Raw genomic sequence first — 23,862 nt, 5'->3', positions numbered from 1 at the left:
TTAATGCTTTTCAAGCCAGGCGCCATACAGCGAAGGACGACCCACCGCTTCAAACTTCACGCCTTTTAACCATGGGGCACCGGCAAAGACCTGAGGCTCTTCGAAGATCGGGATCACATAAGCCTGATCGAGCAGATATCGCTGAACGTCACCGGTTAACTGCAAACGCTTAGCCGGGTCGACCTCGGCGGAAATATTGACTAACAGCTGATTCAGCCTGTCATCACGGAAGCTTTTGACCTTATCGCTCGACCCGCCTTTCTGTAGCAGGGCATCACGGTTAGCCGGATAGAAACTACTTTTAATCACATCGGGATCGGCGCGACCAACTTCCGTTACGTTCAACGGCGTTTTCACTGGATCAAGACTGTCGAGCGTTTTGCTGCCCGCATCTCCGGCTTTGACTTTCAGCTCAACGCCCACCTGGCGCCACTGCTGAGCGATCAGCTGCAAAACTTCTTTGTTCTGCGGCTGCGGCAAAGACTCATAAACGGTCAGCGACAAAGGCTGCCCCTCTTTCTCACGAATGCCGTTTGTACCGGGTTTCCAGCCAGCCTCGTCCAGTAAGCTTTTTGCTTTCGCCTGATCGAAGGTCAGCTTGTCCGCCAGGTTCACATAGCCTGCGGCTGTGGCTGCCACCACCGAGGTGGCTTGCGGATAATTCGGGGAGAAGAGCGTATCAACCACCTGCTTCGCATTGGTGGCGTGAAGCAGCGCCTGGCGTACGCGCAGGTCACTGACCAGCGGGTTATCCGGGCGGAAACTCAGGCTGTCGTTGACGCCACGCGTTGGGGCGGCATAGAGAGGAAACTGTTGATCTTTGGCCTGCTTTTCATCATAAGCCTGAACCTGACGAATAAAATCGGCCTGGCCTGCCAGCAACGCACCGATGCGCACGCTGTCTTCAGGCGTGACGATGATTTTGATACCGTCGAGATTGGCCGGGCCTTGCTGTTTACTCTGCGCCGGCCCCCACTGATAATCTTTACGGGCGACCAGGTCGACCTCACGCCCCAGCTTCTCATCGCTGACCACAAACGGGCCGGAACCTATGATATGGCGGGCATCGCCAAGCCGATCAAAGCTGCGGGCCAGCGTGCTCAGAGAGACCAGCCCGGAACCGATAGTCGCGGTGCCTTGCAGGAAGCCCGGAGAAGGTTTTTTGAAATAAAATTTCACCGTCAGCGGATCGATAACTTCGCTCCGATCGTAATTATTGATCACTTCGGATACTGGCAGACGCAGGGCTTTATTTCCCAAACCGTAAGTGTCGAAGTTCTTAGCTACCGCATTGGCGTCCAGCGGCGTTCCGTCTGAGAAGGTCACGCCCGGATGGAGTTTAAAAGTGTATTCGGTGTTATCTGCGTTGGTTGTCCAGCTCTGTGCAATCCAGGGTTCAATCTTCAGCGTTTCCGGATTTTGCCAGGTCAGCTTGTCGGTAATCTGATTCAGAATGCCGCCATTCGGGTAAAAGCCGCCTGCCGGAGGATAGAGGTTGGTGTGTGCCTGCTGCTCCAGATAAACCAGCGTGCCTCCTTTAACCGGGGTGTCGGCGGCATAGGCGCTGCCGCCGCAGAGGGCAAAGGCAATACTTAAAGCCAGGGGTCGAGCCAGCGCCTCGGGGCGGAAAAGAGTCAGCATGGTGGATCCTTAAAAGTCAGTATTTACAGAGAGGTGACGTTAAATATCGGGCTTTTGCAGGGGGAAGGTGAACCAAGGAAATCAGCTAAGGTTAATCAGCAGATGAATAAAGAGAGGCGTTTTCACTGGCGGGGGAAAGCAATGCAGGTGCCAGGATCAATGAACAACCCAGGGCAGTCGCCCTGCATCGCATGCTGAAGCTTCTGCGTGCGACAGGGTGGCGTAATAAAGGGCAACCTTGCGATTGCCCTTTATCTGGTCTGCCAGCTACTTCTTATCCAGCGACCAGGTAGCGCTGCTGACGTTCACCTTCACGGGCAGCAGGCCAATCTGCGTAAACTTATCCGCCAGCGCCTGCTGTTCCTTAAATACTTCCGGCGTCATGCGCTCTGCACCAAAAGGCATTCTGGCAATAGCTCGCTGCCAGATTGGCTGTGGCAAGCCGGTGGAGGCGGATAATATTCTGGCGGCCTCATCCGGATTTTTATTGGCCCAGTCGCTTAACGTCCCTAACTGATCAATTACCCCTTTTGCCGTCTGCGGATAAGTTTCAGCAAATTTACGGCTTGCAAGATAGAAGGTGTAATGCGGCACCAGACCTTCGGCATTTTTTAACAGCCGCGCTTTAGCATTGGTTTCCACTTCTGCGTAGTAGGGATCCCAGATTACCCAGGCATCCACTGCGCCACGCTGGAAGGCCGCGCGCGCATCGGCGGGCGGGAGATAGACAGCTTTCACGTCTTTATAACTCAGCCCCGCTTTTTCCAGCGCGCTGACAAGCAGGTAGTTGACGTCCGAACCTTTATTCAGCGCTACGCGTTTGCCTTTTAAATCGGCAACGGTTTTGATGGCTGAATTTTCCGGCACCACAATGGCTTCGGTTTTGGGGTTGGCGGGCGAATGGGCCAGATAGACCAGATCGGCCTGCGCCGCCTGAGCAAAAGTCGGCGGGGCATCGCCCGTGGCAGCCAGATCGATACTGCCCACGTTCAGCCCTTCCAGCATCTGTGGCCCGGCGGGGAACTCAACCCACTTCACGGCAATACCCTGTTTTTTGAAATCACTGTCCAGCGTGCCGCGGTATTTCAGCAGCGCAAAAATATTCGCTTTCTGAAAGCCGATGGTGACCGTTTTCGGGGCGGTCTCAGCCAGTGCGTTGAAGGCAGAGGCGCTAAGTGCAGCGACAATCAGGCCGCTAAGCAAAATCTTTTTCATTGTTTTCCCGGATAGTTATTACTGTTTCAGCAACATAACAAACTGGCTTTAAACGGCTTAATGAATATAAGTGCTTTAGTTAGCTGAAAAGCGCATCTCTGTGGGACTCAGTGTCAGACTTTAATGGTGCGGGACGGGGTAGCCAAAAGGTCGGTTACGCCGTTGAGGTTCAGGGAAAGATAACGGCGGGAAGGGCACCGGCATTAACCGGTGACCCTGCCGTCCGTAAGTTCAGGGGAGAAATAAGCCGCAGAAACAAGACTAGCGGCCAATCTGCTTGAGAATTGCCGCCAGCTCTTCGCGATGTCCGGCATCGATTTCACGTGCTGCGGAATATCCCGCATTTTGCAAAATCATTTCATTCAGTCCAACCAGCCAGTCATAGATATAGTAGGCAGCATGATTATTGGGCTTGAGCGCCAGCCTGGTCAGGCGCTGACCCGGCCCCAGGCTGGCCGTTTGCGTTTCCGGCTTGGCGAAAATCTTCTGCCCGCGATTAATCTTGCTCTCCGGACGCTGCGCTTCCGGCAGATGCTGGAAACCGAGCCAGGCGACGAAATCGCCCAACACGCTGAGCGCGCGGGAAACCTGGCGATCGGCCATCATTTCAACGGGTGTGCCCGGCGCTTCGTGGTCGGTAAGCATTTTTACCAGCGCGGCTTCAATATCCAGCCGGATACTGGCTGTCACCAGCTCTTCTGTCAGCATTTCCAGCGTAGGTTTAGTGATGCCCAGCAGCTCCAGCAGCGCGCCCTGATCGGGAAGCTGACGCAGGGTATTGATCCAGTGGCGATAAACCTGCTGGGCAAATTCCGCCTCCGGCTCTTCAGATGCGGCGTGCGCTTCGGTGTTGATTAAACCCTGTACCGGCTCATCGCTGAGCAGGTCAATACTCATGCCGATGCCGAAAGGATCCTCTTCACTGAGGGCATACTCTTCAACCAGCGGACGCTCGCCAGGATTCTGACGCTGTAGGAAGAGATGGCGCAAGGTTTCGCGCGAGGGCAGCAGCCTTTCCAGCAGTTCACCATGCACGCCTGTACGAGCCTGAAGCGATTTCAGCAGCGTTTCCGCTATACGCAAACGGGCCTGTGGCTCTTCTTTTTCAGACGCCAGATACCAGCGGCCTAACAGATTATCGCGCAGCTCACGGCGGATCTCATCACTCTGCTCCTGCAAGCGTTCTGTCTTGGCTTCACGACGAATTTCTGTCATCAGCCAGCCAGCCATACGCTTAACGCCTTTCTCGTCCATCGCCAGCATTGAACCCCAGGCATCGCCAGGGTTGCCAACATAACGTTGAACGGCGGCATCAAAATTTTGTCCGTGCGTGATGCGCTGATCGAATGGCGTCAGCGCCCAAATCAGGCCCGGTTTACGTCGGCTGCGCACCTGGCTGTTTTCACCCTGGGTCTGCTTTACCCAGTTGTCCAGCACGCGGCCTACGGTACGGGTTTCTGAGCGATGCCCCACGGCGCTGCACACCATTAACAGATTCACATCCTGATGTTCCGCCGCGCGGGTTAACAGGAACGCGCGTTTGGCGGCCATAAACGCCAGCGCCAGGGCATGATGCTCGTCATCTGGCAGCACGGAAGGCGTTTCAAAACCGGGATAATCCAACAGATCAACCTGTTCAAACAGGCTTTCACGCGGGGCGCTGTAGAGCGGCATCAGCACTTCACGTCCTATCAGCGCCAGTTCGGCTAAAGCCAGGTTGACCGGCTGAAGGTTACGACCGCCATGCTGAGGCACAACCTGAATAACCCGATCTGAGGAGGCGTTAAAATAGCGTAGCCCGTGAGTGTTGAGCACGCTAAGCGAGGGATCGTCCACCACAGAGAGCGGAGCCAGTACGCGAGGTACACCCGATACATGGTGTAGAACGTGCGCCAGCTGGCGGTAGAGCGCGGTCAGCTCCTTGTCTTCACCCCAGAGCAGCGAGAACAACCGCGCACGGTCGTCCACGCCCAGCATCGGAGCCAGCTCAATAGCCAGCGGCCAGAAATGCGTCTCCAGCGCCTTGCTGACGCAAAGCTGAGAGGTCGTCAGGCGATCCCAGAGGGCAACCACATCGCCAGCTTTCATGCCATCAATCGCTTCGGACTGACGATACATGGAAACTGTCTTCAGGCGCTCAGAGATCTGCTGTTCATCCAGCATGATGGCACGACCCTCTGTGCGGCGAACCCAGACATCAGCCAGGATCGCCACCAGTTCCTCTTCACTCAGCAACGCTATCTGTACCGGCCATTCGTTATCGACACGAATCTGCTGACCGCTGTAACGGGTGACCATGGTGCTGGTCTGCTGTTGCGGGTTAATCTGGCTGTACTCCAGATTAGCGCTGCCCAGCGCGATCTCCATTCTGCCTTTATCGCTGGCGGCCAGCGCAGTAATCAGATAGGACTTTCCCGCCTGAGAGAGTCCAAAGAAGCCGATAGCGCACTCTTTACCTGCGGCTTCCAGCAGATTGCTCGCTTTATTCCGCTGGCGCTGAAGCCGGACGCTGAGGCGATCGGCCTCCATATCCAGACGTGGCGCGTTTTCGCGGGCGCTCTCCAGCCAGGCAAGGGCGTTAACGATAGTTTTGTTCAGCGTCTCGAGTTTTTTGCCGAACGTGCCCGACAGCTGTTTAGGCGTCAACGGTTTCATTTCTTGTATACGCTCCCACTGTCGATCCAGTAATGGGTTAATCCCGATCCGTTGCTGGCCAGGGTGTTGAGCTTGAGGCGCAGGTGCTCCAACGGAACCTGGCTGCCATCATCCAGTGTGGCCTCGGCAATTTCAAATCTTTCCGGGCCAAACTCACCAGCTTGTCTGGCTACAGCCAGTTTGATTTTAAGAACTTTATCTCCCGCCACGCTGCGCGCCAGCTGAGGATCGGCAATTTGCAGCGTGTAGAGCGGCGAGGCTGGCCAGCGATCGTTATCGAGCTGACGGAAGCCCAGCGTCAGCGCGCCACGCACCTGGAAACGGGACCGGGCATCCAGGGCGAACTTCTCATCATCAAGGTCGATATCGCTGTACCAGACGTTATCGCTGCTCAGCGCGCCGTTGCTGTCCAGCATCCCCAGATAACGAATGGTGGAGTAAGGCTGGAAATCTCCCGCTTTAAACCAGAAATTTGCCAGACGCAGATCCAGAGAGAGCAGGCAAAGCATCGCGCCGACGGCCGCGGTAGATTTCGGGTTCTCAATCCGCCCCTGTTTGTTAAACGGATACCAGTCGTTAGTGTGATAGCCATCAAGCGAAAGAATACGGCTCACCGGCAGCGGTTGCAGATGGCGGAACAGCGCCTGTACGCCGGGGAAGCGTGAGGGACGCCCGGTCAGCAGCAGCACGTCGCAGTCATAGACCGCTACCACTTCAGACATGGAGCGCAGGCTATGGGTAATGTTCATGCGTGGCGACAGGAATTCAGCGTGTAGCTTGCTCAATTTCACAATCAGCGGTACGCGCAGAATATCAAACTCTTCCGCATCCCCTGGCAGTTCCCGCTGGATCTCCCGGTTGATGTAATCCCGCAATTTTTTGGTTGGCGGCAGGGCCAGCAGCTCTTCAAAGCGGGCGTCCACTTCTGCGTTCAGCTCCAGCGGATCGAACTTCTCATAGGCTTCCAGAATTGCCTGACCAACCGGGATAAAGATTTGCAGAGTCACCTGCTGACGCAGGGTCGAGTGTCCGTCAATGCGGCCTTCATGACCGAACAGACGGGTCATGACCCCTTCAGGATTGACCATGCCAGCCTGTTTAAACGCCGCCTGCAAGGCAGGCAGAACGTACAGCTGGATCACATCCAGCAGAATGTCGTCACCGGCCAGCTTGAACCCTTCACGGAACAGCAGCCGCGGCATGATTTTAACGTTATTGCCTACGCCGTCGTCGAGGCGATACTGCGTGATCGCCAGGTCAGTGGTGCCGCCGCCGATATCAATAGAGGCAATGCGTAGCGTTTTACCTGGCAGCTCATCGGCAGCCCGTGCCCGATCCGGCCTTGCCATGCTGACAAAGAAAGCTTCTGCACGGCCACCAAAATTGACCTGGGTTTCATTGTAGAGATAGACCATCTGTCCGCAGGTCGCTTCGTCCCACTCCATCTGCACTTCCGGCACCGGCACCAGACTTTTGGCCTTATCTTTAGCGCTGGTGAAGTCCTCATCAGCGGGATGCCAGCCCATCGCTTTCCACACCAGGGCGATGGCTTCTTGCATTCTGCGACGGAAGATCTCCCGCTCTGGCTTTGGCATAGCGGAAGGCAGCGTCAGAATGATATTGCGCAGCTGGCGAGGCGAGCTGCTGTGCAACATTTTCTGGCGTTGTACCGCGCTGTTCATCTGCATCAGCGCCTGGGCCAGTAGCTCAGAGAGCATAAAGCTCATCACCGAACTGCGGCTGTAGTGCGGGGAAAACACCGGCAAACGTTCGTCCAGCGGCTGGTTATAGAGCGGCTGGCCTTCATCATTGACCAGGTTGGTCATTGGTGCAGCTGTCGCCAGCGGCTCCTGTGCGGCATTGCCCGGCGTGCGGCTGAAGCGCCAGCCCGGCGTATATGCCTCTTCATCCCAGAGATAGCGACGCGGGCTGGAGATGCCGGTTGCGCCTTCGGTGCCCAAGCGTTGTAATGCCAGATGGCTTGCTTCGCGGCCTACGCGGGTAATAGAAGGCCAGATAAAGGCGTCATCGCGGCCGCTCTCCACCGAGAAGTTTTGCTTGCCAAATGAAGCCTGAGCAAATTCCACGCGGCTTTCAAACAGTTCGTTAAACAGCTGATGCGGTTCGCTCAGGTTGCGAAGATGCAGTTCATAGGTGTGCTTCAGGCCATGATGATCGTCAACGTGATCTTCCACCATGATGCCGCAGGTGTGTGAGTTACCCACATCCAGAATCAGATCTACCGGAATGGCAGGGGACGAAAGCGTGGCGGCACTGATCTTCAGTTCCGGCAAAGCGAGCTGGTGGCCGAGCATATGCAGAATATTCAGGTAGTGTGCCTGATACTCAAATTCACGCAGCGCAGTGCGGATGTTTACCTGCGGGCGCTGTTCAACATGAGAAGCCTGCTGGCTGAAAACTTCCCGCAGCCAGCCATCAATCCAGGTATGGTCAAGAAATTCACCCAGCTCATTGCTGCGGTGCGCCAGCGCAAAGCTGACGCCGTTCTTCACGTCGCTCTCATTCAGCGCCAGCGACTCGTCTTCACCTTCAGCCCAGACGCGCGTTTCGAAAGCCAGACAGACGCGGTGGGAATTGCCGTTCTGGTCAGGCTTAGGCAGTTTGATAACCTGCACACGCGCCCAGTTATCCGGCCCACCAATAAAGGTGCGAGGCGGATTGAAGCGGAAAAAGGGCAGCGGCAGCCAGATGCCGTTAAGCAGATCAAGCGACTGCGCAAGCGGGAAACTGAACTCTGGCTTTACCACTTCAGGCGCGCTGCCAGCATTAACGGGCAGCAGATATTTGCCGTTCTGTTCGTTGAAATTCAGCCGCAGAAGAGGGCCGTTAGCGGTCTGACGAACAAATTTTCCCGGCTGGCTGTCGTCCAGTTCTGGCGTCAGCGCAAAGTCGAGGAACTGAATGCCACTGTTCTGAATCAGCGTCATATTAGGTTTAAAGTCAGCTATGGTCGCCAGCATCATTATTTACTCTCACGCTTCATCGTCATCGGTAACACCGTATTGGCATCATACTGGCCACTACACTCTGCGGCGCCGGTGGCGCCTTGCTTACATACCAGCTCAGGCATCTGATAGCGGGAGCCATCGCTGCATTTCGCTTTGGTACGGCTGTTGATCACCAGGTTGCCTGAACTCATCAGGCCCGCAAAGACCTCCACACGGCAGCTGATGCCGTCACCCTGGGTGATTTTGGCTACGCCTTTGCCATTTTTGATCTGGTAACGCAGGCTTGGCGGCTTGCCGGTAATCGGGTTTTTACCCCCGACAATAACGCGCCAGTTGCCATTCAGGAATTTGGTCGATCCCAGTTTGACGGCATCGGCGGGCATCACCAGATCTTCTTTGGTTACCGGAGCAGGTGCGGGAGCAGGCTCTTCTGGTGTGGGTTCGGCAACAGCAGGCACAGCTTCCGTTTGTGGTGGATTAACGCTGGCCGTTGCAACAGGTAATGCGGCATCACTTTTCTGCGCGGTGGCAACCGGTTCCGCTGGCTTAACCTCAGCAACCGGAGCGGGAGCGGTTACCTCTGGCACTGGTTCATTAACCGCAGGCGCAGCTGTTTTAGCGGGTTCTGGCAGTGCTGCTTTCTCTTCAGGTCTGTTTTGCGCCATCGGTTTTTCTGGCTGTGAAACGTAGCCTTTGAGCTGGATACCAAAAGCGATCAGCAGCGCCGCTGCTGGCAACATCCAGCCATAGCGAATCAGCTTATTTTTTGTTGCAGGCGAGGGAGCCGCAGCGGGTGGTTCAGGCGCTGGCGGGGTAGCTTCAGCAACTGGCTCTGGTGCGGCCACAGGTTGAGCTTCAACAACGACCGGCGCCTCCGGTTTCGGCTGAGTCGCGGCCTCGACCGGAGCCGGAGCAATAACCGGCGCGGCTGAGGAGAGAGCAGGAACAACCGGGGCGGCCAGCCTGGATAAATTCAGCGGCGGCTCATCCTCTTCCGTGGCTCGCAGGCAGTCCAGCGCGTCCTGGCGGGACTTTTTCTCCAGCGAGACAAAGCCCCAGAAGGTCAGGACAGGTTTACCACCCACCAGATAGACAAAGTTTTGATCGGGAAATTGCAGGGCTTTGGCAAGCAGGGCGCCAAACAGCTTCTGGCTGGTTTTCTCTGACTGTTGCGCCTTCTGGCACATATCCGCCACCGCCTGCTGACAGGCAATAAGCTGGTTTAACGCATGGCTGCGGGCGCTGTCGCTGGCCGCAGCCCATGAGGTGACTTTACCCGAAATGGGGGAATACCAGTCGAGCCGGTCGCCCGCATCATTGGGCTGAGGGATCGCCAGGCAGTCGGCAATTTGCTGCTGCTTTCTCAGGCGAAGGGTTTCGCGCAGTTGCAGAGCCGAAAGATACACGGGCTGACCGTTCTCGCCAAGAGGCAGAACCGCGTCCAAACTTCCGCTGCGTAAGAATGATTTTGCCACGCAAAAAAGACCTTTTAGTCAGAGTTCAGAAGTGGAAAGTAAATAATTCTCCAGATTGGCCGATACTTTAGCGCAATTTGACTTAAAGCAAAGGCGGAAATAAGGGGGTAAAGAGGCGATTACTTTGGCAATGAGTTTGCAGAAAGTCAGGGATAACGGTCGTGAGTAATTGTTAAAAAAGGGAAAAATGTGCTTATTGGCACGGCGGGCAAGAGAAGGCTCATCGTGATGAACCGCTGAAGAGAACCCGGAAAGTCGGAGGGAAGTAAACGTCTGTCTGAAAGCTGCCCTCAAGCTCAGGTTATCGCGGCACGAGCGAAAATAACTGGGCAGAGGCGATCCCAAAAGTACGTGAGAAATGGATAATTTTACCCTACTGGATGACGTCCTCATTGATTTTATTAGAGGTTATTGGGTGTGCAAAGTATCACCAGGAGGAGCAGAAGGGATTTAACGGATCTCCTTTTTTTATAAGCATTTTTTTTACAAATCTGCTTATCAAGTACAGCTGAATTTTTGCAGCAAAATGCCGATAGTGTATTTGTGACGAATACCATAAATATGACAAAAAGGTTACAACATGATCGGTACCATTACATCCGGGGTTTTATCTCGTGTTTTTTATCACCACTCCCGTCAGTCGCAGGCCACGCTCAGTTCGTTAAATGAAGCAATAGCCATGATTGAATTCAGCGCTGACGGCATAATATCAGGCGCTAATGCGCTTTTCCTTGAAAAAATGGGTTATGAACTGGCTGAAATTATTGGCCAGCACCACAGCCTTTTCTGTCCGCCTTCCCTGGTCAGCTCGCCAGAGTACAGCCATTTCTGGCAACGTCTGCGCCGTGGCGAAAGCTTCAGCAATAAATTCCTGCGCCTGGCAAAAAACAGCCGCCCCATCTGGCTGGAAGCGAACTATGTGCCGGTGCAGGACCGCAACGGCAGGGTAGTGAAAATTGTTAAGCTGGCGTCAGACATTACTGACCGTATTCTGGATGCTCAGGAGCAGCGCGCAATGACCAATGCAATTAACCGCTCAATGGCGGTGATTGCCTTTAACCTTAGCGGGCAGGTTCTTCGTGCTAATGATAACTTCCTGAAAACAACGGGCTACCAGGCAGCAGAAATTATTGGCCAACACCACAGCAAGTTCTGCGCGCCGGAACTGGCCGCCAGCAGAGAATACAGCGAATTCTGGAAGAAGCTCCGCCACGGCGATTTCGTTTCCGGTCAGTTTCCGCGCGTCAATAAACAGGGCAAAACCATCTGGCTCCGCGCCACCTACAACCCCGTATTTGATGAGAATAAACAGTTATATGAGGTGGTGAAATTTGCCACTGATGTCACGGCACAGGTGCAGAAAAATCAGCTGGAGCGGGAGGCTGCTGAGCAGGCTTTTCAGGCCGCGCTGGAGACCAGTGATAACACCCAAATTGGCGTCCGCGTGATTGAAAACAGCGTCAGGAAAATGAATGAAATAGCGGGCGAGCTGCGCAAAGTCTCGGATGATGTTAATGGGTTAAGCTCGCAGTCTGCCCAGATAGGCACAATCGTGGAGACGATACGCTCTATCGCCAGCCAGACGAATCTGCTGGCGCTTAATGCGGCGGTAGAAGCGGCTCGTGCGGGAACGCATGGCCGAAGTTTTGCCGTGGTGGCTAATGAAGTGCGTAGCCTTGCCGCCCATATCCATTCTGCCAGCCAGGAAATTACCAGCGTGGTGGAACGCAATCATGAACTGGCTGCTACGGCGCAAAAAAATATCACGGCGAACCTGGTACGGGCCGACGAAGGGGTACAACTGGTAAGAGAAGCCGGAAATGTCATTGTGAATATCCAGGCTAATTCGACGCAAGTTGTTGAAGCTATTGGGCATGTACAGCAAAACCTTACCAGTTAACGCGGCAGTCACCAACGAAACAGGCCACATGGAGGTGGCGTTTTCACAGATCTTTTCATGCTGAAGTGAATTGTGGGCGTAAAAAGAGCAATATTTACATGCAGATACAAAGCAATTCAGCCCTCCGGCTCGTTTCGCTTCATGGCAGAGTGTCAGGCTTTGCTAAACTCTCTCAGGTAAATTTTGCAACGAGGTGAAGAGTGAAAATCAAAAGCTACGCAGCGATGAAAGCGGGTCAGGCCCTGGAACTGTATGAATACGAAGCCGGGGAGCTGAGCACGGAAGAAGTGGAAGTTGAGGTTGAATACTGTGGTGTCTGCCATTCTGACCTGTCGATGATCGATAACGAATGGGGTATCTCCAGCTACCCAACTATCGCTGGCCATGAAGTTATTGGCCGCGTTTCTGCGCTTGGTGATGCTGCCCAGTCTAAAGGCCTGAAGGTTGGCCAGCGCGTCGGTATTGGCTGGACAGCCAAAAGCTGCCAGCACTGCGATGCCTGCATCAATGGCGAACAGGTAAACTGTCAGCAGGGTTCCACGCCGACCATTCTCAACAAAGGCGGCTTTGCCGAGAAACTGCGTGCTGACTGGCAATGGGTGATCCCACTGCCGGAAAACCTTGATGTTGCCAGCGCCGGGCCACTGCTGTGCGGCGGTATTACCGTATTCAAACCTCTGCTGATGAGCAACATTACGGCGATGAGCCGCGTAGGCGTTATCGGTATCGGCGGCCTGGGCCACATTGCTATCAAAATTTTGCGGGCAATGGGCGCAGAAGTGGTGGCGTTCAGCTCCACGCCGAACAAAAAGCAGTCGATCCTGGATATGGGTGCCGATGAAGTGGTTAACAGCCGTGATGCTGAGGCGTTAAAAGCGCAGGCAGGACGGTTTGATTTAATTATCAGCACTGTTGCCGTGGATCTTGACTGGAAACCTTACTTTGATGCGCTGGCCCCTCATGGCAAATTCCATACCGTGGGCGCGGTATTGAAGCCTATTGAGGTGAATGCCTTCGACCTGATTCTGGGTGACAAAGCGGTGACTGGCTCTTCTACCGGTTCACCGGGTCAGCTGCGCTCACTGCTGAAACTTGCATCGCGGGCCAATATTGCCCCGCAGGTGGAGTTCTTCCCGATGTCGAAAATCAATGAAGCACTGGATCATGTCCGTGCCGGTAAGGCGAATTTCCGCGTCGTATTGAAAGCCGATTTCTGATCCGGCTGCCAGCTCTGGCGCATTTGCGCCGGAGCTGTTTTCTGATGGCATCTCTTATCCTTCTGTTTATAAAAGATTTCAAATCACAAGCTTATGCTTATTAAAACCGCATAAAGATTACCTTTACCCTCCGCCCATTCCGTTACACTGTAACATTTTGCAGCGAAATAGCGGCCTGTTTGGGGCCAGTTTAAATTTTGAAAATTACTGTACTAGGCCATCAAGCTCCAAAGGATCACGGCAAGTTCCTTAGGGTTTAAGAGGTAGGTTACCAACTACCGTAAGGGTATTTTTTCCCTTTGATGAAATCTTTTATATCTTTGTCATATCCATAAGAAAAATCGCTCTTGGTTACCCCTTTGCAAATATCTAATTTATCCCCTGATAAGGTTTTCAGGACTGACGGCGTGACGCGATAATTAGGCTCAGTGCCACTTCCCTGTAACCAGACGGCCACTTTTCCCTCCGGCGCCAGACCGATTTGTAATCTGTCGTAATACGCTTTCCCCCCCCGGTAATCTCTGTACTCACTTACTCTGCGCATCTTTTCCACTACGGCTGCGGATAAAGTGAGATGCGTTTCATACACCTTTTTATCAATTATGGAATCCCAGCAAAAAATAATATGTTTTGGTGGGCTATCAACGTGATTCCAGTAGCCTCCGGGTGCGCGATCCCTGTCATTCCACCCACCAATAACACCGGGTAGCGCTGATGTACTGTTCAGCGTGTTAAACCGATAGTCCTTTCCATCAGCGTCAAGAATAGCAGCGAAAGTCACCAGTGATGGCAGCGCGTTTGGGGTGAAAAAATCAAATACCCACTCGGCGGGCACATCGTTTTTGACTGAAGTATTGGGCTGATCAGTACCGTGGCAGGCCGTCAGCACAAGCGCCGGGAGCAGGCCGGCCAGACGAATTATTTCCATATTTTATTCCCGTCCATATCGTAAATTGTACGCTGCCAGCGCTCGTCCGGCCGGTTAGTGAACGTCACCAGCTTCGCCGGTTTTACCGCTCCGCTGACCAGACCCCGACCATCCCGCACCACGCTGTTCCAGTTGGCCGAACAGTGAATATACTTTTCGGCCAGCATCAGGATTTCCGGCGTGGTAAAACCGGGGGCAGACTGACCGCTGCGGGCGGCACGGCCCATCACTATCGCTTTTTCACACAGGCTGTTCAGTTCCGGCCGAAGTTTTAATTCTGCATTTGTATCTCGAATAGGATCAAATACCGCGCCCGCATCCTGCGCCGCATCGAGCATCACCCGCAGCGCTACCTTCGACCAGTCGTTGCGCGTCGGCCGGTCAATCACCAGCGCGGCCCCGCTGCGCTTTTGCAGCGTGCCGTAACGGTCGGCGGGCAGCCTGTCGTCATGCCAGGTGTCCGCATTCACCGCCACCGCATTCAGCAATGGCGCTATCGCCGGACAGCCGTCCATCGCTTTAAGCTGCGTGCAGGTCTGCCGGTAAATCCGCGTTTCCGTATCCGGGGTGGAAAGAGGGACCGTTTCAAACTCTGGCCGGGTCAGGAAGCAGGCTTCGTGCTCGTCAGGGTTGTAGCCGCCGCCAATGTCGGAATGAACGCCTGGCAGGGCCAGCTCCGGCCACGCCGGTTTAACGCTGTTCAGTGCGAAGTTAAACCGGCACTCGTGCTGCGCGGTGATGTGGAACACCTTCTCCGCCACGCCCGGACGCAGCACCAGATTAACCTCGCCGGAGTCCGCGCTGTGCGGGTTGAGGCCGTTAACCGCCGTTCCGATGGCCGCCACGGTATCAAATATCCCCAGAAAGCGGGTTTTACCACCGGGCGTACCGGAAAATTCAGTGCCAGCCAGTCCGGTCTTAATCGCCGCAATAATCGCGCTGTCCTGAAGGAATACCCGGCTGGCAAAGTGTCGCGCCGCTGCTGCTCCCCGGCTGAAACCAAAAATATCAAACTGCAGCTCTCTGATGGCGCAGGAACCGGCATCTGCATGTCGGAGTAAATAACTCTGAATAGCGGCAGCCAGCGCCGCAACCGCCTTGTCGGTTTTTCTCACCACGCCGGTTTCGCCCCGGCCAGTCGCCATCCCGTAACCGCTGTCGCCCGCGCCGCCCTCCGTACCGATACCTTCGATATAAATCGCATGCTGACCGGCTCCCGTATCGGGCCTGATACCCTGACTGTACAGCGTTCTGAGCCAGTGCACGTTGGTGTAATAGCCGAGATAGCTTCCGGCTGCGGTGCCGCTGTAACCACGTTTTAGTCGCACACACTGGGAGTACGCAGATCCTGCTTCAGCATCATTCATCCCGTAATGTTCACCGGAGCAAGCGGCCTGACGGTCACCGCTGTTATTGGCATTATTGCCGGTGCCGTCAAAGAACACCCCGATTGTCAGCGTGATTTCCCGCTTCTTTTTCGCGGCCTGAGCATGCTGTTCAGGCTCTGACTGCTGCGCTTTTTTCCCCGCAGTCTCTGCCCGCCCGGCCAACTGACCGGCGTTACAGTCGCTCTCATAGGTGTGCGTCTGGACTGACGGAATAAACCGGGCGCGGCACGGGCAGGAGCTGTAGCTGTCCAGCGAACCCGCCCACTCTTTCAGTACTCCGCCCACGTCGTAGGTATCGCCCATGCCGCCGCACACGCGGAACCGTCCTTCATGCTTCCCGCAGGTCACCGGGTCGCCCTCTCTGACCTGCTGACGCTCGATGCCACCTGTTTCGTAGGTATCATCAGACGCACCGGAAAGAATGCGCCCCCCGCAGGTGGTTTTATCCAGGTGATAGAGAAAAAATCCTTTAGCCATAATCCCTCATGAATAAAGTGGTTATAAAACCAGTGCATGATACCTTATTCATGACTTAACCAATATCTTCAGTTTCTGACTGCCGGTACAACGCCTGTTTAGTTATTGCATTTATTCTGTCGCATAGAAGTTATGGCATTCATGGTGTGCCATCACATTTTGCTCAAGGTGGGAGGGTACTAATCTGGCGCTTATCAGTGCTCACTGTAAATCTATTGTTAAAAACAGCCTTAACGTATAATAATTTTCGATATCCAAACTCCCTCTGTTTACCGGGTTTTCCGCCCCGACCTCCAGCCAGATATTCTAAGCTTTGAGTTCAGTTAATTGCTATGCGAGGAACTCATGAAAAAAAATAACAGCACTACAGGCATCGCACCTTATGGCGGATCGGCAGGGGGCTGGGGAGCGCTGAAAGCGGTGGCCGATGCCATTCGTGGACAAATGTCCGTTAAACAGGATGTGATTGCGCTTTTCAGGGTTAACCAACCGCAGGGATTTGACTGTCCGGGTTGTGCATGGCCCGATCCCCGTCATGGATCCTCCTTTGAGTTTTGTGAAAATGGCGCGAAAGCCGTTTCCTGGGAAGCGACCAGTAAGCGCACTACTCCTGAGTTTTTTGCGGCGCATACCGTCACTGAACTCTGGCAACGGAATGCGTTTGAGCTTGAAGGAGAAGGGCGGCTCACCCACCCGATGAAATATGATGCTGATACGGACACCTACCAGCCCGTAGAGTGGGAGACCGCGTTTCGGGAAATTGGCGAACGGCTGCAAAGCTATGAAGATCCCAACAGTGTCGAATTTTATACTTCAGGACGGGCTTCCAACGAGGCTGCTTTCCTCTACCAGCTTTTCGCCCGCGAATATGGCACCAACAATTTCCCGGACTGCTCAAACATGTGCCATGAACCGACCAGCGTGGGATTGCCAGAATCTATCGGCATTGGCAAAGGAACGGTTGAGCTGGACGATTTTGACCAGTGCGATTTGGTGATCTGCATCGGCCATAATCCCGGAACCAATCATCCCCGCATGCTGGGCACCCTCAGAGAAGTGGCGAAACGGGGTGCGAAAATTGTGGCAATCAATCCGCTACGCGAGCGTGGTCTGGAGCGTTTTACTTCACCTCAAAGTCCGATTGAGATGCTCTCTCTGGGGTCAACCGAGCTGGCTTCAACCTACTATAAAGTTCGGGTAGGCGGAGACGCAGCACTGCTGAAAGGGGTGATGAAGTCACTGCTTAAGATGCATGAAACGGCGATTCAGGAAGGGCAGCCAGGGGTGATTGACCAGGCGTTTATTGATCAACATACCCAGGGCTTCGAAGAACTGAAAGCCGACCTTGATGCCACAGACTGGGCACATATTCTTAAAGTCTCTGGCCTGGATTATCAGGACATTCTGCATATTGCCCGGCTTTACGCCAGCGCGGATAAAACCATTATTTGCTACGGTATGGGAATTACTCAACACCAGTACGGCACGCAGAACGTGCAGCAGATTGCTAATTTACTGCTGATGCGCGGCAACATGGGGAAACCCGGCGCCGGCATCTGTCCGCTGCGTGGTCACTCGAATGTGCAGGGCGATCGTACCGTTGGCATCACGGAGATCCCTCCGCAGTCGCTGCTGGACAGCATTGAAAACGTCTTTGGCTTCAGGCCGCCACAGGAGCATGGCCACGGAGCCGTCGCGGCGATCCAGGCAATGCGTGACGGGCAGGCAAAAGCGTTGCTCTGCCTGGGCGGGAACCTGGCGGAAGCGATATCCGATCCGCAGGCGACTTTCGCTGCTATGCGCAAGCTCGATTTGGTCGTCCATATGGCCACCAAACTTAATCGTTCCCATCTGCTGCTGGGCAAGCATAACTACATCCTGCCGGTTATTGGCCGCACTGAAGAAGATATACAGGCCTCCGGTGCGCAAAGCATTACCGTGGAAGACTCAATGTCGATGGTTCACGCTTCCCGCGGTTCGCTGAAGCCTGCTTCGCCGTGGCTGAAGTCAGAACCAGCAATAGTTGCGGGTCTGGCGAAAGCTACGCTGCCAGCCACCCGCGTGGACTGGGATAAAATGATCCGCGACTACAGTTTTATCCGCGACAGTATCGAAGCGGTCTTTCCGGCTTTTAAAGATTACAACGAACGTATCCAGCAGCCCGGCGGTTTTCGTTTATATAACGGAGCCAGTGAACGCGTCTGGAATACGCCTTCTGGTCTGGCGCAGTTTAAGGTCATGGAGGGCATCAACGAAGATCCCCGCTCTCTGAAGTGCCATGACCTGGTGCTGACCACGCTGCGCAGTCACGATCAGTACAACACCACGCTGTATGGACTTAACGACCGCTATCGCGGCGTAACAGGCCGCAGAGATGTGCTCTTTATGAATGCGGAAGAAGCGGAGAAACGGGAGCTGCGCGTGGGGGATAAGGTGAATATCATCGCGCTTGATCCTGAAGGTAAGCGTACCGATCGCCGGATGGATAAGCTGACGATTGTGGTGCTGGACATGGCTCCCGGTTCACTTGGCGCTTACTACCCTGAGGCTAACGTGATGATCCCGCTCGACAGCTATGATACGCGGAGCGGTATTCCGGCTTACAAAAACATACCAGTAGATTTGGAAAAATGTGTAATGCCTGTTGCGGAGACGGATGGCGCACTGCGGTAACCCTTCTTGCTGACTCTACGGCGTCTTCTGATGCCGTAACAGGGTCGCGGCACAGGTGACGTTGTCACCTGTTGTCGCGCTAATTGCACTTTTACCGGGCATTCAGGTATCTTGTCGGCCATAAGTCTTGTTACCGGAAAGCATTATGACAAATCACACCTCGAAAGATCCTCTGCATGGGGTCACGCTTGAAGCACTGGTCATCGCACTTCAGGCGCGTTATGGTTGGGAAGAGCTGGGCAGACGCATCAATATCAACTGCTTCAAAAGCGATCCCAGCGTAAAATCGAGCCTGAAATTTCTCCGCCGCACGCCCTGGGCGCGTAAAGAGGTGGAAGAGCTTTATCTCGCTTCTCTGGAAGAGCCGCCAGCACCAGAGCCTGAGGTACCCGCTGAGGACCCCTGGGCTAACTGGAAAAAGAAAGAGTAGTTATCCTGAATTCAGCAACCCTGAAACCGCCAGGCAGAGTGGATCCCTCTGCCGCAAAGCCAGTCTCATCCCGCCCTGAAAATTTTTAGCCATCTCTGCCTCTCCCTGAAACACTTTCCCCCTGGTTTATAAAATCCTGAAAAGTTCCCTGATATTCTTTTACAGAAGAAATAAAAAAAATTATAGTTCTCATTCGCATTTGGGTTGCCAGCGAATCAGTGGCATAAAAATAAAATAATCTTCTGAGGTAGTACGATGTTTTTTGCACCAGGCCATACCAGAGAAAAGGGCTTCAGCCAGCAGGCTGGCTATGCTCAGGCTCCCCGTTATTCCGCGCTTGCCGTACTGGTGGCGGTTGCCCTCCAGGTCCCCCATACTTTTGCAGCGGAACAGACGGCAGCGGCAGTTTCTGATAGCAACAAAGATCAAACGCTGACGGTAGAAGCCTCCGCAGAGAGCGCAGGTGACACCGCCGCTACAGATTACAGCGTGCCGGTGAGCAGTGCCGGCACTAAAATGTTGATGATTTCACGCGACATTCCGCAATCGGTCAGCATTATCAGCAAGCAAAGGATGGAGGACCAGCAGTTACAGTCGCTTGGTCAGGTGCTCTATAACACCACCGCTATCCAGGAAGGGGTGGCGGATATGGATCGGCGTACCTACTATTCGCGCGGTTTTTTGATTGATAACTATATGGTAGATGGCATTCCTACCGTATTTGAAACACGCTGGAACCTGGGTGATTCACAGTCTGATACGGCAATGTTTGAGAGCATAGAAGTGGTGCGCGGCGCATCAGGACTGATGACCGGTACCGGCAATCCTTCCGCTTCGATCAACATGATCCATAAACATGCCGACAGCCGTGAATTTGCCGGGAATGTATCTGCCTCTTACGGGAGCTGGAATAAACAGCGCTACGTTGCTGACCTTTCTGCTCCGCTGAGCGAATCTGGCAATGTGCGTGGTCGTATTGTCGCCGGTTATCAGGATGGCAACAGTTTTGTAGAGCGCTACAGCGCAGAGAAAAAATTTCTCTATGGCGTTGTTGATGCCGACCTGACAGATTCCACTACGCTGACCCTGGGGTATGAATATCAGGAAACCAATGCCAACCGTCCAACCTGGGGTGGCGCTCCCCGCTGGTATACCGACGGCAGCAAAACAGATTATCGTCGCGGCTTTAACACCGCGCCGGAGTGGGCCTATAACGACAAGCAGAATAATAAAGTCTTTGCCAATCTGAAGCAGAGCTTTGATAACGGCTGGCAGGCGAATCTCACCGGCACCCATAACGAAACGCTAATCAACAGTAAGCAGATGTACATTGATGGCTATTTCGATAAAACCACGGGTTTGGGCGTCTCCCGGTATCAGGATTACGATGTGGTAGCTGGAACGGGTTACAACTCCGGCAAGCGCAAGGTTAATGCTGTTGATGCCTATGCCAGCGGCCCCTTTGAGCTGCTGGGCCGTCAGCATGAGCTGATGATGGGGCTGAGCTACACCAAACAGAAAAACACCTATTACAGTTCATTTGCCAATATCTCCTCGGCAGAACTGGGCAACTTCAACGACTTCAACAGCACTTCCCTGAAACTGAGTGGGGGCCACGCACCCTGGCTCAGGAAGATATCATTCGTAAGAAGTCCGCTTACATGGCGACACGCCTCTCGCTGGCCGACCCGCTGCACCTGATCCTGGGCGCACGCTATACCAACTACAACTCTCATTCCCTTACTCAGGAGTTTGAGAAAAATAACGTTTCACCTTATGCGGGCCTGGTATTTGATATCAATGAAAACTGGTCAACCTACGCCAGTTACACTTCTGTCTTTCAGCCGCAGACTCAGCGCGATATCAACCGTAGCTTCCTGTCACCGGTTATCGGAAAAAACTATGAGGCTGGGGTGAAATCAGACTGGTTTAACAGCCGACTCACCACCTCCGTCTCGGTTTTCCGTGCTGAGCTGGATAATGTCGCGCAGTCAACCAATCAGGTCATACCTGGCACCGCAGGGGAAACCGCTTATAAGGCCACGGACGGTACCGTCAGCCGCGGCGTGGAATTTGAAATCAACGGCGCTATTACCGATAACTGGCAGATGACCTTTGGCGGCACCCGCTATATTGCTGAAGAGCGTGATGGTACTGCGGTCAATCCTCAACTGCCTCGCACCCAGCTTAAGCTGTTTACCAGCTACCGTTTGCCGATGCTTCAGGAGGTCACTGTGGGGGGGGGCGTTAACTGGCAAACCCATGTCTGGGGTGATATCGATGGCCCGAATGGCAATGGTACGCTCCGTGCAGAGCAGGGCAGCTATGCGCTGGTCAACCTGTTCAGCCGTTATCAGGTCACCAAACAGCTCTCCTTGCAGGCTAACCTCAACAACCTGTTCGATAAGGAATATGACACCACGGTAGATAACATCTATACCGTTTACGGCGAGCCACGTAACTTCTCACTGACCGCCAGCTATCAGTTCTGATGACGTTAATGGCTCCTTTCAGGAGCCATTTTTCTTTCCCGGCTGCGCAGCACCTTTGGAACGGGGCTGACTTACCTGGCGGCGCGAACCAAAGCCCGTTGCTTGTCCAGCAGGAAAGGGCGCAGATAGCCAACCGTGTTGGAAAGCAGGATCAGATCCTCAGATACGCGCAGATTTAACCTGTCCCGCAGATAAGCTTTGCGGATTTCCATTCTCTGCCACACCTCCGGATAGCTGGCTGCCAGCTCCTTCCTTAACGCTTCATCAGCCAGCGCCACGGTATCCTCTGTGCTGCATCCGCCATATCCCGGCAGCGAAGGGATAATATCAATCTGGAAAATCATACCGCTCTGTAATCTGACGGTGGAATCGGGGTAGACGGGCGAACAGAGCCACTCTTCATCCGCCACCAGATGACCGGGGTTCAGATGCCAGTGCCACCGCTCTTTTGGCAAGACCGCCTCAATAGTTTGATAAAGTTCACCACCGGTCAGCCCCGGACGAAGCGCTTCAAGCCAGGTGGTGACTGCGCGATAGTAAGGGATAGCCAGCGCAGGCAGCCAATCGGCCACGGGCGCAGGCAACTCCTCTTCAGTGGCGACTACATAGGCTGCCCGGCTGGTCAGGCCCCCTTTGTAGCCAACGGTCAGCGAAAATTTATCGCCCCGCTGAATTTGCTTGTCGGTGGGGTAAAGCCCGGCATGGGCAAACCTCTCCCCGGTTGCCGCAATGGCCACTACGTTGCCAGGCTGCCCGTCACCCGCTAACAGCTGGCCAATTTCTTTTTCGCTTTTGCCAACGTCAATCGCCTCCAGCGCCCTGAGGATCCGGGTGGAGGCCAGGTTGGCGCCATACTCATAGCAGGCGATCTCACTGGCGCTGTTCAGAGATCGCACGCCATATTGCGGAGAGATAAACAAACCGGTGGCGTTAGTCACATACTGCCTGTCGCCAGCGGCTTTAATCACCTCATCCAGAATGAAAGCAGGAATATCAAACCGGTCAGCATTATTCTGCTGAGTGGTAAATAATTTCCAGCCGGCAATTCCGGTCATGCCTGCCTGCTTCACGCCTGCCTCAGCTAATAGCGTGGCGAGCGGGGCGTCGTTATCCATTGGCTGATTCGGCAATGAGAAAATGGGAGCATGGAGGCAGGCACCTGGGTTTCTGGCGTGCGGCACCAGCTTGAGGTTCTCATTGCCCATGATATAGGTAAGCTTGCCCTGCGCCGTCACCACCAGCAGCGCTTCTTCAAAACGGGGAATAAAGCCTGACAGGTATTCGAAATTTCCCCCATGCTCTTTATCGGCATAGATGACCAGCGTATCAAAATTGTGCTGCTGCATGGCGGTGAGAATATTTTGCAGACGAAGCGCCATCACCTCATCACTGATTAAGGTGCTTTTGACGTTGGGGAAGCTTTCTGGCGGCGGGATGGGGCTGAGTGTAAAACGGACAAGGGAGTCGTTCATTCTGTTCTCCTGTAAAACCCTCGGGATCAGGCAAAAAGCGCGTTCGCTTTTTATCCTACCTGAAAATTGTTTGATCGCTCACTCAATTCCCAGGTAAGAAGGTCACCTGAGGTTTAGCCATTCCCTGACGAACTCCATACTGTTACCGGGTGATAAGGCTCTTCTCAGGGCAAGACTACTCTTTTAAATCTCTGAGCTGTGCCAGCGCCTGCTGAATAATTTTGGCAGCTTTGCCCTGGCTCTCTTCATCACTGTTATGGAACTGGTGCAGCTCGCTTCTGAGTGAATGGATAGCTTCCATCAACACAGGTGCAAAAGCCTGGCGGTGCTCGGACATAGCCTGGTTTACCGAGTCACTCTGACTGGCAAACAGCGCCAGCTTCGCCATTAACGCCTGAGCCACTTCCTGATTCTGCGCCAGATAAGCCTCACCTTCGGCGTTGATCGCAAAACGCTTACGGTTACCTTCAGGCTGGACGGTTACATGGCCGACATCCTCAAGGTAAGTCAGTGCCGGATAGATCACGCCAGGGCTTGGGGTATAGAATCCGCCGCTTTTCTCGCTGAGGATTTTGATCAGCTCATAGCCATAGCTGGCCTGTTCCTTCAGCAGCGTCAGTAACAGCAGTTGCAGCTCATCTGCGCCAAATTTGCGGCCACGCAGGAAGGAGGGGCGATCGCGGTGTCCGGCATCATCACGGCCACCTCTGGACCCGCGATGGCCGTCAGAGCGACCACCATGGTGAGCGGAACAGTGATGGCGGCCTCGCGGGTTTTCCGCGTGATGGCGCATTGCTTCTCGCCACTGCTCATACAGCATCTCAAGCGCTTCCTCACGGCTTTCAGCCTGCTGGAAACAATGACGATGACTGTCGGTTCTGTGGTGATGGCGACCGCCACGGCGTTCATTGAACATTTCTTTAAACATAC

General features: G+C 54.2%; 13 protein-coding genes and 1 pseudogene. 5 read left to right on the top strand and 9 right to left on the bottom strand.

Annotation, left to right across the window (positions count from 1 at the left end):
* The 5 genes from AAH450_RS05280 to AAH450_RS05260 all read right to left on the bottom strand — a co-directional run bounded on the left by AAH450_RS05280 (window position 1) and on the right by AAH450_RS05260 (window position 9,955).
* Window positions 1-1,641, bottom strand: coding sequence for a TIGR04028 family ABC transporter substrate-binding protein (locus AAH450_RS05280; protein ID WP_342909239.1), 1,641 nt, complete (start codon window positions 1,639-1,641; stop codon window positions 1-3).
* A gap of 267 nt (window positions 1,642-1,908) precedes the next feature.
* Window positions 1,909-2,856 (bottom strand): sulfonate ABC transporter substrate-binding protein, encoded by a 948-nt coding sequence (locus tag AAH450_RS05275; RefSeq protein WP_342909238.1) that lies wholly within the window; start codon window positions 2,854-2,856, stop codon window positions 1,909-1,911.
* A 261-nt stretch (window positions 2,857-3,117) separates the two neighbouring features.
* Complete coding sequence (locus AAH450_RS05270) at window positions 3,118-5,511, bottom strand: virulence factor SrfC family protein (protein WP_342909237.1); 2,394 nt, start codon at window positions 5,509-5,511, stop codon at window positions 3,118-3,120.
* Window positions 5,508-8,492, bottom strand: a complete 2,985-nt coding sequence (locus AAH450_RS05265; RefSeq protein WP_342909578.1) for a virulence factor SrfB — start codon at window positions 8,490-8,492, stop codon at window positions 5,508-5,510. Before AAH450_RS05265 ends, AAH450_RS05270 begins: the two co-directional genes overlap by 4 nt.
* A 2-nt stretch (window positions 8,493-8,494) precedes the next feature.
* Window positions 8,495-9,955, bottom strand: coding sequence for an SrfA family protein (locus AAH450_RS05260; protein ID WP_342909236.1), 1,461 nt, complete (start codon window positions 9,953-9,955; stop codon window positions 8,495-8,497).
* Between the two features lie 580 nt (window positions 9,956-10,535).
* Between AAH450_RS05260 and AAH450_RS05255 the strand changes: the two genes are divergently transcribed.
* Together AAH450_RS05255 and ahr are read left to right on the top strand one after the other, a co-directional pair.
* Complete coding sequence (locus AAH450_RS05255; RefSeq protein WP_342909235.1) at window positions 10,536-11,855, top strand: methyl-accepting chemotaxis protein; 1,320 nt, start codon at window positions 10,536-10,538, stop codon at window positions 11,853-11,855.
* 200 nt (window positions 11,856-12,055) lie between these two features.
* A complete protein-coding gene (ahr, locus tag AAH450_RS05250; protein WP_342909234.1) occupies window positions 12,056-13,072 on the top strand; it encodes an NADPH-dependent aldehyde reductase Ahr in 1,017 nt (338 codons plus the stop codon).
* Window positions 13,073-13,340: 268 nt separating this feature from the next.
* Here ahr and AAH450_RS05245 read toward each other — a convergent pair whose 3' ends face one another.
* Together AAH450_RS05245 and AAH450_RS05240 are read right to left on the bottom strand one after the other, a co-directional pair.
* On the bottom strand, window positions 13,341-14,000 hold the full coding sequence (locus AAH450_RS05245; RefSeq protein ID WP_342909233.1) for a DUF2931 family protein: 660 nt from the start codon (window positions 13,998-14,000) through the stop codon (window positions 13,341-13,343).
* Window positions 13,991-15,865 (bottom strand): phospholipase effector Tle1 domain-containing protein, encoded by a 1,875-nt coding sequence (locus AAH450_RS05240; RefSeq protein ID WP_342909232.1) that lies wholly within the window; start codon window positions 15,863-15,865, stop codon window positions 13,991-13,993. The genes AAH450_RS05245 and AAH450_RS05240 overlap by 10 nt, the downstream gene beginning before the upstream one ends.
* Before the next feature lie 345 nt (window positions 15,866-16,210).
* Here AAH450_RS05240 and AAH450_RS05235 point away from each other — a divergent pair, with 345 nt between their 5' ends.
* The 3 genes and pseudogenes from AAH450_RS05235 (at window position 16,211) to fhuE (ending at window position 21,460) form a co-directional block, all read left to right on the top strand.
* On the top strand, window positions 16,211-18,538 hold the full coding sequence (locus AAH450_RS05235; RefSeq protein ID WP_342909231.1) for an FdhF/YdeP family oxidoreductase: 2,328 nt from the start codon (window positions 16,211-16,213) through the stop codon (window positions 18,536-18,538).
* 145 nt (window positions 18,539-18,683) lie between these two features.
* Window positions 18,684-18,968, top strand: coding sequence for a VF530 family protein (locus AAH450_RS05230; RefSeq protein WP_342909230.1), 285 nt, complete (start codon window positions 18,684-18,686; stop codon window positions 18,966-18,968).
* Between the two features lie 255 nt (window positions 18,969-19,223).
* Window positions 19,224-21,460 (top strand): annotated as a pseudogene (gene fhuE / locus AAH450_RS05225) (ferric-rhodotorulic acid/ferric-coprogen receptor FhuE).
* A 71-nt stretch (window positions 21,461-21,531) separates the two neighbouring features.
* On the opposite strand, the gene AAH450_RS05220 reads toward fhuE, so the two are convergent.
* The gene (locus AAH450_RS05220) at window positions 21,532-22,932 is read right to left on the bottom strand and encodes a M24 family metallopeptidase (RefSeq protein WP_342909229.1); all 1,401 of its coding nucleotides are present in this window, start codon (window positions 22,930-22,932) and stop codon (window positions 21,532-21,534) included.
* A gap of 175 nt (window positions 22,933-23,107) precedes the next feature.
* Window positions 23,108-23,860 (bottom strand): PadR family transcriptional regulator, encoded by a 753-nt coding sequence (locus AAH450_RS05215; RefSeq protein ID WP_342909228.1) that lies wholly within the window; start codon window positions 23,858-23,860, stop codon window positions 23,108-23,110.
* Window positions 23,861-23,862 lie beyond the last annotated feature (2 nt).

Origin of the sequence: Erwinia magellanica, from assembly GCF_039023495.1 — a bacterium.
Lineage (GTDB): Bacteria > Pseudomonadota > Gammaproteobacteria > Enterobacterales > Enterobacteriaceae > Erwinia.
Note: the sequence above shows the minus strand (reverse complement) of the source record. Positions and strands in the feature narration are given on the sequence as shown.

Bases quoted from the DNA above. Each gene is read 5' to 3' on its own strand.
- AAH450_RS05230 (WP_342909230.1), top strand. From the start codon at position 18,684: ATGACAAATCACACCTCGAAAGATCCTCTGCATGGGGTCACGCTTGAA.
- AAH450_RS05240 (WP_342909232.1), bottom strand. From the start codon at position 15,865: ATGGCTAAAGGATTTTTTCTCTATCACCTGGATAAAACCACCTGCGGG.
- AAH450_RS05235 (WP_342909231.1), top strand. From the start codon at position 16,211: ATGAAAAAAAATAACAGCACTACAGGCATCGCACCTTATGGCGGATCG.
- AAH450_RS05255 (WP_342909235.1), top strand. From the start codon at position 10,536: ATGATCGGTACCATTACATCCGGGGTTTTATCTCGTGTTTTTTATCAC.
- AAH450_RS05265 (WP_342909578.1), bottom strand. From the start codon at position 8,492: ATGCTGGCGACCATAGCTGACTTTAAACCTAATATGACGCTGATTCAG.
- AAH450_RS05220 (WP_342909229.1), bottom strand. From the start codon at position 22,932: ATGAACGACTCCCTTGTCCGTTTTACACTCAGCCCCATCCCGCCGCCA.
- AAH450_RS05270 (WP_342909237.1), bottom strand. From the start codon at position 5,511: ATGAAACCGTTGACGCCTAAACAGCTGTCGGGCACGTTCGGCAAAAAA.
- AAH450_RS05215 (WP_342909228.1), bottom strand. From the start codon at position 23,860: ATGTTTAAAGAAATGTTCAATGAACGCCGTGGCGGTCGCCATCACCAC.
- AAH450_RS05245 (WP_342909233.1), bottom strand. From the start codon at position 14,000: ATGGAAATAATTCGTCTGGCCGGCCTGCTCCCGGCGCTTGTGCTGACG.
- AAH450_RS05280 (WP_342909239.1), bottom strand. From the start codon at position 1,641: ATGCTGACTCTTTTCCGCCCCGAGGCGCTGGCTCGACCCCTGGCTTTA.
- AAH450_RS05275 (WP_342909238.1), bottom strand. From the start codon at position 2,856: ATGAAAAAGATTTTGCTTAGCGGCCTGATTGTCGCTGCACTTAGCGCC.